The organism is Rubritalea tangerina (assembly GCF_042683245.1).
Classification (GTDB): domain Bacteria; phylum Verrucomicrobiota; class Verrucomicrobiia; order Verrucomicrobiales; family Akkermansiaceae; genus Rubritalea; species Rubritalea tangerina.
Map to the genome: position 1 here is coordinate 139,475 of NZ_JBHUJB010000009.1, position 13,420 is coordinate 152,894.

At 47.8% G+C, this 13,420-nt stretch carries 8 protein-coding genes, 1 tRNA gene and 1 rRNA gene; 1 reads left to right on the forward strand and 9 read right to left on the reverse strand.

Annotated elements, in window-relative coordinates; all coding sequences use genetic code 11:
- Nucleotides 1-32 precede the first annotated feature (32 nt).
- The 3 genes from ACFSW8_RS01880 to ACFSW8_RS01890 all read right to left on the reverse strand — a co-directional run bounded on the left by ACFSW8_RS01880 (nucleotide 33) and on the right by ACFSW8_RS01890 (nucleotide 3,942).
- Nucleotides 33-872, reverse strand: a complete 840-nt coding sequence (locus tag ACFSW8_RS01880; RefSeq protein ID WP_377089908.1) for a hypothetical protein — start codon at nucleotides 870-872, stop codon at nucleotides 33-35.
- A 418-nt stretch (nucleotides 873-1,290) separates the two neighbouring features.
- Nucleotides 1,291-2,724, reverse strand: a complete 1,434-nt coding sequence (gnd, locus tag ACFSW8_RS01885; protein ID WP_377089907.1) for a decarboxylating NADP(+)-dependent phosphogluconate dehydrogenase — start codon at nucleotides 2,722-2,724, stop codon at nucleotides 1,291-1,293.
- 300 nt (nucleotides 2,725-3,024) lie between these two features.
- Entirely contained in the window at nucleotides 3,025-3,942 is a 918-nt protein-coding gene (locus tag ACFSW8_RS01890; protein WP_377089905.1) for a phytoene/squalene synthase family protein, read from the reverse strand.
- A 29-nt stretch (nucleotides 3,943-3,971) separates the two neighbouring features.
- Between ACFSW8_RS01890 and hemW the strand changes: the two genes are divergently transcribed.
- The gene (gene hemW / locus ACFSW8_RS01895) at nucleotides 3,972-5,069 is read left to right on the forward strand and encodes a radical SAM family heme chaperone HemW (protein ID WP_377089904.1); all 1,098 of its coding nucleotides are present in this window, start codon (nucleotides 3,972-3,974) and stop codon (nucleotides 5,067-5,069) included.
- Nucleotides 5,070-5,131: 62 nt separating this feature from the next.
- Here hemW and ACFSW8_RS01900 read toward each other — a convergent pair.
- From ACFSW8_RS01900 to rrf, 6 genes are all read right to left on the reverse strand, one after another.
- Nucleotides 5,132-5,208 (reverse strand) — tRNA-Pro (locus ACFSW8_RS01900).
- 327 nt (nucleotides 5,209-5,535) lie between these two features.
- Nucleotides 5,536-6,921 (reverse strand): alkaline phosphatase family protein, encoded by a 1,386-nt coding sequence (locus ACFSW8_RS01905; protein ID WP_377089901.1) that lies wholly within the window; start codon nucleotides 6,919-6,921, stop codon nucleotides 5,536-5,538.
- Between the two features lie 120 nt (nucleotides 6,922-7,041).
- On the reverse strand, nucleotides 7,042-8,223 hold the full coding sequence (locus ACFSW8_RS01910; RefSeq protein ID WP_377089900.1) for a 3-dehydroquinate synthase: 1,182 nt from the start codon (nucleotides 8,221-8,223) through the stop codon (nucleotides 7,042-7,044).
- A gap of 284 nt (nucleotides 8,224-8,507) precedes the next feature.
- Nucleotides 8,508-11,063, reverse strand: a complete 2,556-nt coding sequence (locus tag ACFSW8_RS01915; protein WP_377089898.1) for an immunoglobulin-like domain-containing protein — start codon at nucleotides 11,061-11,063, stop codon at nucleotides 8,508-8,510.
- A gap of 403 nt (nucleotides 11,064-11,466) precedes the next feature.
- A complete protein-coding gene (locus ACFSW8_RS01920) occupies nucleotides 11,467-12,972 on the reverse strand; it encodes a hypothetical protein (protein WP_377089897.1) in 1,506 nt (501 codons plus the stop codon).
- 143 nt (nucleotides 12,973-13,115) lie between these two features.
- A 5S ribosomal RNA gene (gene rrf, locus ACFSW8_RS01925) occupies nucleotides 13,116-13,231 on the reverse strand.
- Nucleotides 13,232-13,420: the final 189 nt, after the last annotated feature.

Genomic DNA, 13,420 nt, shown 5'->3' on the forward strand with positions numbered 1-13,420 from the left:
CTCAGGAGGGAATAGCCGTCTAAAAAGGATCACTAGGACCGTGCTGGCTTTGCATAGAATGCTGTCTTCTCAAATTGTAGGAAATACTGGCGTTCTGGATCGTAACTGTAGAGCTTGATCATTTCTTCCTGCTTCTTTGAAAGTTGTTCGCTTGGCTTGAATGCCACCGCTTCACCAGTCTCCTTATCAGCTCCCTCTTGGTACTGCTTCTGTTCTTCAAGCCGGAGACGCTGATACACGTCGTTCATCTTCTGAAATGCCTCATACGCATCAGCACTTTCAAAGGTATGCACAACCTTTGACTGCACCTGCCCGTCTGCTTCATTCACAGCTAATAAGGACACCACATGAGGCACTCTCAAATAGGTATGATTCAGTGAATACGAATAACTCTGAGCCATTACCCTTAGATTATTTTGCAAAGACATCTTCACCTGGTTAATCTGTCCCGCTATCAACTCCCGCTGCTGAACTGCCTCAGCTGAAGTCTGATCAAATTGCTGTGCGAGTTGTGCTAACTGTTGTCGCTGTGACCTAACAATCTGCAAATTATCTGTGAGCTGCTGGTTGAGTTGCGCCCCCTCAATGACACTCACTAAAGTATAATTGCCTTGCGCACTCTCCACCACTGCCGGCACTCCCTTGGCTTGCGCCAAATCCTCCGCAGTCATTACACGCGACTCAGATTTTTCTCTAACAGGCTTTGCCTCCGCAACCTCTCTCACTGCCACCGCCTGCTCCACTCGCTCCTCACCCTCACTGCTACCTTCCCCACGGCCAGCTTGCTTGCCAAAATAAAATCCAACCTGCGCCGGAATGTATATCGCTACTACCGCAGCAGAATATGTAAGAATGTTTTTGTATAAATTCATTTGAGAGAGAGAGAAGGTGGATATGAACAAACAGATGTTAGAATATTGCACGCATAGATTCAAGCGATTTCAAGGCAAGCCGTGGGCTGCAAACCCCAATAAACCTAGTATTAGCTCGCACAAAAACCTAACAGATCATTGAGAAAGAAACAGTCCAGAGCGCAGCACTTAATGAAGTTTAAGCATTAATTTTCTTCGATAAAATGCTTACCCATCCCACGCAATGACTCATCAATATCCCAATACATCCTATTTTGTGTAATTATGAGTATCTTCATTGATTGCTGAGCCCTTGTACGAACTCAGCAAAGTTAACTTATAAAAAAAAGAGGGTCCGACTCTCAAACAAGTCGGACCCTCTAAAAAAAGAACCTCCCTGCCGTTCTGCGAATGGCTGGGGGGGAGTCAGTACATCAATTTAGTCAATCAATGCTGGCCAATCTTCAGTGTGGAAGAATTCACCTTCAGGCTTATCAACACGCTCGTAGGTGTGTGCTCCGAAGAAATCACGTTGGGCTTGGAGCAAGTTAGCTGGAAGACGCTCAGCTCTGTAGGCATCGTAGTAGCTCAGGGAACCACCAAAGGATGGCACTGGGATTCCGTTTACAGCGGCTAGACCCACAACTTCACGCCAATCTTGTTGGCCTTTGTTGAGAATCTCGGTGAAGAAAGGAGCCAACATGAGGTTAGTCAAATCAGCGTCAGCTTCATAAGCTTCAGTAATGCGGTTGAGGAACTGAGCACGGATAATGCAACCACCACGCCAAATACGTGCAATCGCTCCAAGATCAAGCCCCCAGTTCTTCTCCTTACCAACCTTAGCAATGAGATCCAAACCTTGCGCGTAGGATACTATCTTAGAAGCATAGAGTGCATTGCGCACCTTAGAAACTAGTTCTTCTTTGCTCATGCCCGTGAGTTCAAAGTTCCAGTTATCTGGCCCCTGAAGGATGCCAGAGGCTGTCTTACGCTGCTCGCGGAGTGAAGAAATAATACGTGCTTCTACCGAACCTGCGATGGTGGAGAATGGTACAGCTTGTTCCACTGACTCCATGACGGTCCAGCGGCCGGTGCCTTTCTGGCCAGCTTTATCAACGATGAGGTCGACAATGTCTGCACCAGTCTCAGCATCCTTCTGCTTGAAAATGTTAGCTGTGATTTCGATCAAGAATGACTCGAGGTCACCCTCGTTCCACTCAGCAAAAATGTCGGCGAGTTCAGCGTTGCTGAAACCTGCTGCCTTGAAGATATTGTAGGCTTCACAGATCAACTGCATGTCACCATACTCAATACCGTTGTGAACCATCTTCACAAAGTGACCTGCACCACCTTCGCCAATGTGTGTCACACATGGAGTCCCGTCGACCTTCGCTGAGATAGCTTCAAAAATAGGCTGCATCACCTCCCATGTGGATGAGGGTCCACCTGGCATGATTGAAGGGCCTTTCAAGGCTCCCTCTTCACCACCAGAGACACCCGCTCCAATGAATCGGAAACCTTTTTCTGAGAGATACTTCTCACGACGCTCAGTGTCAGTGTAAAGTGTGTTACCGCCATCAATGATGATGTCGCCTTCATCAAGCAAAGGAATGAGGGACTCGATCACTGCGTCCACTGGAGCCCCTGCTTTAACCATGATCTGAATCTTACGTGGGGAGGCAAGACTATCGACAAATTCCTCCAAAGACTGAGCACCTACCAGCTTCTTACCTGGATTCGCTGCAATAAACTCATCTGTCACGGATGTCGTACGGTTGTAGACGGAAACTTGGAAGCCGCGGCTCTCTACGTTGAGAACCAGGTTCTGTCCCATAACGGCGAGGCCAATCAGGCCAAAATCACTTTTGCTCATAATGTTTTTCCCTTTTGTGGTGAAAAATTGGGTGTGCATTATTGTCAGATCCCCACACATGGCAACACGAACTTACGCCATTTTCGACTTTATATGCGCCACAAACCCTCACTGCGCACGACAAGGATGATAAATCTCCCCATATCCTATCGATTCTACCGCGCTCCCCCCTCAGGCTCCAAACGAGTCCCCCAGGGATGACGGGGCTGACTGGCCTCCCATATCAAATACCCAAGCTCGAAAATCTTCTCCGCCCAATATGCTCCCCGACTCAGCCCAAGCGAATCCGAGACCACATCCTCAGTAAAAGAGCGCCTGACGTAAGCAACGTTTCACCGTCGCTCTATCGACCTTCACCCCGCGTTCCAGATCCTCCCAACTCGCTCTATCTAGCAAATCTAATGTCTCCTTCGCTATCATCGCCGGCAAGACAGTCGCCACCCGACTACGCCATTGCCGAATTGATCGTGCATAGGTGAAACCCGACTCGATATACGTTCGCGCCTTTTGCCTCCACTCCCTCGCAGCTCGCATGATCTCCTCCTTATCTCCTGCATTGGCAACCGGCAGATAACAACGACCATTCGCATAATCTTCCGGTAAATCACGCAAGATGTTTACCAGCTGTAGGCCAATGCCATATTCCCCACCAGCTTCGTCCAACAACGCTCGCTCCATCCGTGAAAACCGATGATTCGATTGGTAGCCCACCTCAGACCAGAATTCACCCACCGAGCCAGCAACCTGATAACAATAGGTCTCCAAAGCTTTGGCGTCCTCCAAGCTCGCATGCCGATTCACCGCAAAATGACGAATGTCATGCATCTGCCCCTTGCAAATATGATCCAGCACCACCGCAATCGCATCCCACGCCCACTCGATGATGCAATCATACCAATGAAAAACATCGTCTAACCGTTCCAGTAAAAGCCGTTCCTTATCATTCGTCTGGTACTCAATAAATGAAGTACGAATCAACTCGATCAATTCCTCCCGCACCTCTTTATCTTTGAGTGCAGGAGTAAATTTTGCTAAGCATGCTTCCCTCAAACCAGCCGGGACTTGCTCAGTGTCAGCAATCGTGTCAGAAGCACGTGCCAACAAGTACCCCAAACTCACCGGTTCACGCATCAAACGCGGCAATAACCGGATCGTCAGGTAGAAGGAGCGCGACACCCCCTTTAAAACACTTTTACCGAGATCTACTTGTTGCTGCACAGAAAAATTGAATCACAAACTAACAACCAGTGCAACTCTACCTCCACATTCCCTTCTGCCACCGCATCTGCCCATATTGCTCATTTTACAAGCATACACCTGGCAATACCGACATGCGCGCATTCGTAGACGCACTCATCCTAGAAGCCCAACATTACAAAAACTCCCTAGGTCACAACCCTCTATCCACTCTCTACTGCGGCGGTGGAACCCCCTCAATGCTCTCACCTACTCACCTCAAGAAACTTTTCCATGGCCTCCAATCAACCTTCGATTGCAGCCAGCTCAAAGAACTTACCTTTGAAGCAAACCCCGCTACCTTCGACCTCAAAAAAGCACAGCTCTTTAAACAACTCGGCATCACGCGCATTTCCCTTGGCATTCAGTCCTTCGATAACACCGTGCTTAAAACGCTTGGACGCGAACATAATCGCGAAGAAGCACAAGCCTCCGTTCCCATTCTCCGCGAAGCTGGCATCGAGCAAATCAATATCGATCTCATGTTCTCCATCCCCGGACAATCCCTCGAAAGCTGGCAAGACACCTTGATGGCCGCCATCGCTCTACAACCCGACCACATATCCGCATACAACCTCACGTATGAAGAGGACACCGCTTTCATTGATAAATTAACTGCAGGCGAATACCACGATGACCCCGAACTGAACGCCCAAATGTTCACCCTCGCCCACAAGCTCCTCACTCAAGCCGGCTTCGAGCATTACGAAACCTCTAACTACGCCCGCAAAGGCACCCGTTCCAACCACAATGCCTCCTACTGGAAAGGACACAATTATCTAGGACTCGGCCCATCGGCCGTATCCACCATCGGACAGCGACGTTGGAAAAATGTGCCTGACACAGCTCAATACATCAAACAGGTACAGCACGTAGGCCATGCTCAAACTGAAATCGAAGAACTCAGCCAAGAAGACCTCCACCTAGAGCGTCTAGCTCTAGGCCTCCGCACTCTCGAAGGCTTCCCATACGAGCAACTCACTGACGATGAAAAATCTCGCGTTCCCGACCTCACAAACGAGGGCCTTGCAGCTTTGGAAAATAACCACCTGCGCCTGACCGACAAAGGCATGCTCCTAGTCGACTCCATTGTCGAACACCTCGTCTAATCTCCCCCCTCAATATCCCATAAAAAAATCCCGCTACCGTTACAGTAGCGGGACATTTAAAATGGTCGGGGAGACAGGATTCGAACCTGCGACATCCGGCTCCCAAAGCCGGCGCTCTACCAAGCTGAGCTACTCCCCGATCTGGAGTTGGTTGCACCAGCTTCCCTCTCAGGAATCTTGGTTGCTTTCGCGGTGCGGCGGGAAACTGCACGAATCCGTCGCCGATTGCAAGCTCTCTTTTGCAAAAAAATGCATTTATTTCCCGCCACTAAAGCTCATCTAATGAACGTGCCATCACACCACTTTCATCCACAGTCACTAACATCGGACGACAACACACCTCGCAATCATAATCAATTTCTACAAAATCTGCCCCCGCTAACTCCGGACGCGGAATTTCAAACCACTCAAAACAACTTGGACACTGAATCGCACACATTTCCATCGCTGATTCCTCCCAATTTTTCTACTTTTCCCCCAATTCCCTCGCTTTTACCAAAGCACAAATGCGACTAAAAACATCTTCGGCACCCCCAAGCGCTTCGTGTCGTTCCCGCGTGACGAAAATCGGTTGTTCATCTTCACTCACCTGATCTCGCCCGTGTGACCCCTTTACCAAACTTGCGTCCAAAGGAATCACATCAAGTAAAGCTCGGAAACCTAACTTCTTCTTCAATAAAAAGGACCCAATCTTCAGCTTCGGCGCAGCAATCTCTGGATCTAAGAAAAGCTCTACCGGGTCGTAGCCGGGCTTGCGGTGAATATCCACGCAGCGCGCAAAATCAGGTGCCACGGCGTCATCTAACCAATAATAATAGGTAAACCAAGCGTTCTCATCACTCACCGCTACCAAATCGCCCGCACGCTCGTGTCCCTTTCCATTCTTACCAAAGGCCTCACTGCCCAATCGTACCTCTTCCACCCCATCTGTCTCCATCAGCAGTTGCTGCACTTCTTCCAATAAACTCTGGTCATTCAAATACACATGCGCCACCTGGTGGTCGGCCACTGCAAAAACCCGAGAGGCACCACAATCCAACATCTCAGTTCCCAATTCCTCCTTTATCGTAATCCATCCCTTTTCTCTAAAAAGTCGATTGAGATGAACCGGCTTGTCGACCCTAGAAATCCCATACTCAGATAACAAGACAACCTCCACATCGCGTTGCTCGAAATAATCAATCAAATCACCAACGACTCGATCAATCGCCTCCAGTTCAGCATCCATCTCAGAAGCTCCAGGCCCATACTTTTGCAAGCCGTAATCTAAATGCGGTAAATACACCAGACTCAGTGTCGGCTCGTGCTTCGCTTCTACCCACTTAGCCGACTCCGCTATCCACTCACTGCATGGAATGCTCGCATTCGGCCCCCAAAACGTCGGAAATGGAAATGCCCCTAAGTCCGCTTTCACTTCCTCACGCATACCCATCGGCTGAGTGTAAACGTCAAACACCTTCCTCCCATCCGCGGGATACATGGGACGTGGCGTAATCGTCCAGTCAGCCGTCGAGTACATGTTGTACCACCAAAATAGCTTCGCGCAGGTAAACCCCGGTAGATCGCGCCTGAGAACCTCCCAAATCTTTTCCCCTTGGACAATGTGATTGCTCTGCTTCCAAAACTTCACCTCTGCAGCCTCACGGTCATACCACCCATTCGCAACCACCCCGTGCCCAGCCTCCGACAACCCCGTCACATAACTCGACTGCGCCGTGCATGTCACCGCTGGAAATGCCGGCTTAAAACTCGATAGCTGGCCACTCTCCACAAAAGCTCGAATCCTCGGCGTATGCTCACCTATCACCGAACGAGTCAAGCCCACCACATTTAAGACAACTACGCGCTTCATAACTCTACTTCTAACCAGATCCAAATAGCCGTCAAGTCACAGCCCCCAGATCCTGCACTCGACAATCAACACCTCAGCGAGTCTACACAACATCAGCCAATTGGCCGACGCATCACTCACCTAATGGAACAACCTCTCACGCTCTTCGATAGAACTCGCACGAGAATAGTGCTTCAACATCTCCATGCAGAACTCCAACAATGCCTCATCCATGTGGTGAACGTCTTCGCCTTTCCCAACATCTCTGAGTAACAATACGGTGAGCTCCCCCCCTAAGTGCTCTCGGAATTCTTCAAGGCCATCAAACACCTTGCGGCGACCATCCTCATGCTGCATTTCAAACCCCTCATGATAGAGAGGTAACTGGAGCCCATCCAAAAGCCTCAATACTCTCTTTGCTCCATCCTCAGAAAGTCGCCCAGTCCGCCAAGAATATAGCGTATCCAGAGCCACACCGATGCTCACCGCCTGCGCATGACTCAATGAAAAATCAGTCAATTGCTCAAGTTTGTGCGCAGACCAATGCCCGTAATCCAACGGGCGACTCGAACCTAATTCAAACGGATCCCCACCCTGCGCAATATGCTCCGCATGTAAAATTGCCGAGCGCTCAACGGCTTCCTCCAATGCGTGGGGACGCAATTTAGTAAGGAGCTTCACATTGTCTTCTAACCAATCAAAAAATGCTCCGTCTCTTACCAAAGCAACTTTCACCGCTTCAACGAGCCCGTCACGGCGCACATCCTCTGGTTGGGTGTGTAGGAATGCAAAATCATTCACCACCGCATAAGGTACAGCAAATGAGCCAAGCCAGTTTTTCTTACCAAAGGCATTGATCCCATTTTTGACACCCACCCCAGAATCATCTTGAGACAAAGTCGTCGTTGGAAAGCGCACCAAGCGCACCCCACGATGTGAAGTGGCAGCACCAAAACCAATCACATCCAAGAAGGCTCCACCACCAATCGCAAAAATATAGCTATGACGGTCTATTTTCTCTTCATTCACCGTATCCCAAACAGAATGCAGAACCTTTTCATCCCTCTTACAAATTTCAGCACCAGGTGCCACTTGGACACGCTTGAGTTCCAAGCCAGGCGTACTGGCAAAATATTCCACCATCTGTTCCTGCAGTTTTGGAAATGCTTCAGCGACTGAATCTTCTAAATAGATTAATACCTTCGCCCGTCCATTCGTCTGCAAGAGTCTCGCGAGCATACGGTTTCCCTCAGCAAAGGCATCACGGGTAAAACGAATCCTGTGCTGGTAGTTCAGGGAAATAGTATAGTCGTGTTCAGTCATGGCGTACTAGCTGTGGTAGATGATTCTCAGTAATACAGGAAACGCATGCGCGCCAACTAATCTTATCAATTTCTGGCAAAAATGACACAAGCACTTCAAATAAACAATGTGCCATACACAAAAAAGCGCAGCCATGCCGCGCTTAATGATGGGTTTTACAATAGAGCCCCCCTCGTAAGAATCTAGAGCCTTATTAAGGCTCCCGTGAACCTGCTTCCGTGACAAGCGTGTTTAGTCATACTGATTTCATATCATGAGTGTACTGATAAATCGTCATTATCGCCCTATTCACTCTCTTGCTTTACTGCGACTATGTAGAATCGTTTCAACGAACCAGAAAGAACTGGAAAAATTTTAGTCACCCTTTCGAAACCGCCTCCTAAATCAGTTATCGTGCCAGTTGTTGCTTGCTCGGATACAGCCAAATTATCCTCCTCAACCCATAGTTTGAGGTCATCACTCAGACAAACGGCATATTCTAAATTTAATGACGAAGAACGGACGTAGCTTACAACAAATTGCCGATTCGCGGCATCATATATAAACGTCGGAAGCCTCGTAACATCAATCTCACTATCACTAGGATCACCTAACCCAAAGGCCAAATAAAAGAGATTAGCCACACCATTACCAGAGCGGTCTAGAGCGTCTTCTGAGCCATCCGCCGCAAGCCCGTATGTACTACGAAACTCATCATAGGCAGGCTCCTCTTGATCCGAGATCAATACAATGAAACGCTCAGCTGAAGATACATTCCCCTCAGGGTCGCTTGCGGTAATGAGCACCCGATAATCGTTACCTGCATTTTGGTCGATAGGCCGCTCATAATCAGGAGCACCTTTGAAGACCAGAGTCGAGCCATTGATAATCTCGAAAAGGTCTCGATCCGTGCCTGAATCAATGGCGAAAGTCACTGAGTCACCTTCTGGATCGATAGCAGAGAGAGTTCCTATGGTAGTCGAATTTTCAACGACATTAAGGTTAGACAGTGTCGGCGCAGCAGGAGCTTCATCGACGTTTTGAACTAAAATTGTGTGGGAAGCACTTGCCGAGATATTGCTTCCATCCGTAGCCGTCACTTCCACAATGTAGTTATTTCCATCGTTAGAGTCGCTGGGGTTTTCAAAGTTCTGCGCAGACTTGAAGGATAGTTGGTTCGTATGAGTAATCTGGAACAAGTTCTGGTCAGCACCACCACTAATGCTATAGCTGACGGTATCACCTTCTGGGTCAATGGCGGATAACGTACCCACTGCGGTAGTATTTTCATCGACTAGAAGATTACTTAAAGTCGGCGCTGGTGGTGCCTCCTCTACGTTACGTACTTCGATGATATAATTCGATCTATTAGAATCAACGGCACCATCATTAGCGATGAGGCTCACATAATAGGTATTATCAGAACCTCCATCGTCTGGGTCCTCGTAATCTGGTGCTACCTTAAATGCTAGCTGGTTCCCATTGATGATTTCAAAATAATCTTTCTCGAAGCCATCAATAATCTCGAAGCTCACATCTTCACCTTCTGGGTCAGTGGATGAGAGTGTGCCTACAAGAGTGGTATTCTCACTGACTGTCTGACTGGAAAGTTGTGGAGTACTTGGAATTTGATTAGTAAGTCTTGTAACACTTCTAGTTACAGTAGTCGTTTGACCAAATTGATCAGTCGCCTTATAGGTAATCGTGAAAGTTCCTAAATCACCATTGGTTAGTCCACTAGGCGTAGAAATCGCAACAGTGACATCATTACCATAGAGATCGGTAGCCGAGGCTCCATCTTCACTGTAGGGTTGATCATTGTAGAGTGTCACCGATGACTCACCTGAGAGAGTTAAGCTCGGAGCAGTGAGAGTAGCACTGGAAATGACAGAAAAGGTAACCGTCACGCGACCGTTCTGGTTATCCCCTGAACGTTCAATAATAGCATGAGACGCATTCCAAGATGCCACATAGCTACCGCCACCACCACCTTCTTCGCTCGTACCACTCTGATCATCATTTCCTCCAGCACCACCAGAATAGCCACCTCCTCCGCCACCGCCTCCTTTGTGGTTGTTAATGTCATACCTACGATGTCCTGCACCGCCACCACTTATGCCAAAGCCTCCATAAGGTCCATCGTTGACACCTTGACCGCCTGATCCACCAACACTAAATTGGTCTCCTCCCTGATCGTCTCCAGCACCTTGTGTCCAACCTGCGCCACCACCGGCACCTGGATCCCAGCCGACTCCAGCGCCTCCGTCTGAGCCACCGCTGATATTACCTACATCATCACCACTGGTGTCCGTATTAGCATTTTTGCCGTTCGTGCTGTACGTCTGACTAATTGCTGTACTCGCACAAGCGCCACCACCGCCACCAGCGATAAACAGAAGCTCCCACTGAGCACCTTCCTCAGGTGCTCTGTAGAGCACACCAGTAGCCCCTCCGCCGCCACCGCTAGCAACGTTGCTCTTATTGCTTTGTGACTGACCACGGCTACCAGTGAGAATACGAATTTGCCCACCAGGCCTAAGCGTATTTGCGCGGCTTGTGTTGACATCAAAACTAGCCAATACTGAAGCTCCCCCACCACCAGTCGCTCGCTTGTCATCGCCTATGCTTGTACTAGCGTGTGCACTACCTCCATCACCACCTTGGCCATAGAAATTAATCCGAGTAGGCCAACCTGAAATCGGAATATTGTAGGTGATATCATTACCAGTCGTCCTGGATTGAGTCGCTATCAACTCGAGATCATCCGAAATGTCAGAAAGAGAATCATCATAAGGATAAGCCCACACAGGTGCGCATGTGACAGAAGTGATGAGAGTGATACAGGCGGCAGCTCGTTTCATAGACTTGATGTGGTCAAAAATTCGAAAATATAGAATGAGTAAAGACTAATATGAAAGAATCAGCCCCTAAATTCGCCGCAAGCTACCATAAGCAATATGAATATTAGATTAGCTCAGACGCATACTTTTTAACGGATCCCCACCGCTCCATAGGCTACCAACCACTACAACCTTCAGCCCATAAACACTTTGCCTCAATCATTCCCCCGTCAGATCCGCTCGGCCCACCTAGCAGACGTTCCCAACCTCACTTCCGGGTTCGGAACGGGACTAGGTAGTCATTTAAACCTGTGTCATTAACTCTCAAAGTTGAGAGCTCACAAGACAGCTCTCCTCTCGCTAGTAGACATCACAAATAGCATCAAAGTCAGGATCGAATTGGGTGTAACTACCCACAAAACGCTCAACTCTTCATCCCCTCAAAAAAATCAATGCGATTATAATTAGGGCGCTCTTCCTCATCTACATATCCTCGTATCGGCTTAACCTCTTCACTAGGCCCATTCGAATACAGTTTATAATGACCATCCTCCAAAACCTCATAATATAAAGCTCCCTCTCCAAAGACATTCCTATAATCTTCTGTCTCTAAACCTTTGAGCTCAGTCAAAGATTTTGGATATGCTCCATGCTCCAAGTAATACAATTCCAAGGCAATCGCACAACGCATCAATTGATGTGTAGTAATTCCTGCCAGATAGCCCGTATACTGATTAACATAAATTGGTGAAGCTTGCTCAGGAGATAACCTCCACCATGAATACTGAGGGACAGCCCCTTTTAACTCAATATATACGTCAACATGAGGAGCTTTAGCATAAGCCGGCATCGCATAATTGATGCCAAAATGAGCACTATCAGCAGCTCCTCGCATCGCTATCTTTTCAGGAAGCAGAAATAGCATTACCTCATCTATGAGAGCATCCCAATCGATAAGCTCATCTTTTTCGTCTACCAGAAAAGAGAGCATCTCTTCATATTGATTATAGAGTAATTGGTTTACCTTTTCTTGTCCGTGGATTGCATAAAGCTCGATGAAATCATGAAGATAATAATATTCTCCAATTGGTACTCTTTGGTAGAAGCTTTTTAGATCCACCGCACTGAGTATTTTATCTAAAAATCTAAGTGTTTCTTCATTCCAACTGTGTTCCCTAACTCCAGACGCAAACAAATCTCTGGTGTCATGCAAATAGGACAATTTAAGCAAAAAATTCACCAACAGTGGATCATTACCCAATGAACGATAAGCATTCGCTACCCGCTTCAAATCTTCCGACGCAGCCTCCCACTGATGAGCCTGCATTCGATACCTAGACCGAGACACAAAGAACCGAGCTACATTGACATACTTAATCTCTTCACTCACTGAGTTATTCTTCAAGGACTCAATACTCAGAGGCTCTCTCATACCCGACATAGTCGAGAACTCTCTATCAAACCAATTTTCAAATAACTCAATATCACCCTCATAAGGTTCCAACAATCCGAGAAGGTATTCTGCCGCTTCCTTTTCAGTTTCAAAACTGCCCTCAACAAAGAAGTCCAAAGCTGATTTGCCTCTGCCTTCATAAATGACATACTCACTATGCTCACTCAATGGCATATAACTGATTTGATCTAAGGGCGGCTCCTCTTGCTCAAAGTAGGCAATAACCCTCTCATCTTGCCCAATATTCAACACTGATGGTACTTGCTTAAAAATATCAGCACGCGTTTTTCCACCAAGTTCATTCTCCCAACGCTCTTTAGCCTCTTCCCAATCCCTCTCGGCGATATGATTATACACAGCATGGTAGAGAATCCCCACTAAAAACAGAGTAAGCGCAAGACCCCCAATAACAAGCATTCCACGCTTGCTAAAAACAGCACGAAAAAGGCGCCATAAAAAGGACAACCACTTCTTCACAAAACACATAAAAAAGCCCTGACCCCTAGCATAATAATTGTATATTAGAAATATCTATCATTTGTGCAATGGGTAATCAGTATTCGACATTCAACATACACAAAAAAAGCCCGCTTCCAGCGTTAGCTAGAAGCGGGCATATAACCTGGCGACGACCTACTCTCACAGGACCTATCGTCCAACTACCATCGGCGCTAAAGTGTTTCACTTCCGGGTTCGGAACGGGACCGGGTGGTTCCACTCTGCTATGGTCACCAGATTCCCGAAGGAAATCTGCTTCCTGATTTACGTGTTAGCTTGTTATGTTTTACGTCCAACACGATGGAACAGGTGATGTACTTCCGACATCTGGTGACTTGAGCTTGCTTGATGCTTTGTAAGTCTGCTTCGGTTATTTAAAAGAGCTTTGTTTCATCTGGCTGGGTTGCATTGTTCATCTCTGAACACT

Coding starts and splice junctions, on each gene's coding strand:
- ACFSW8_RS01880 (WP_377089908.1), bottom strand. CDS start 872: ATGAATTTATACAAAAACATTCTTACATATTCTGCTGCGGTAGTAGCG.
- gnd (WP_377089907.1), bottom strand. CDS start 2,724: ATGAGCAAAAGTGATTTTGGCCTGATTGGCCTCGCCGTTATGGGACAG.
- ACFSW8_RS01905 (WP_377089901.1), bottom strand. CDS start 6,921: ATGAAGCGCGTAGTTGTCTTAAATGTGGTGGGCTTGACTCGTTCGGTG.
- ACFSW8_RS01910 (WP_377089900.1), bottom strand. CDS start 8,223: ATGACTGAACACGACTATACTATTTCCCTGAACTACCAGCACAGGATT.
- ACFSW8_RS01915 (WP_377089898.1), bottom strand. CDS start 11,063: ATGAAACGAGCTGCCGCCTGTATCACTCTCATCACTTCTGTCACATGC.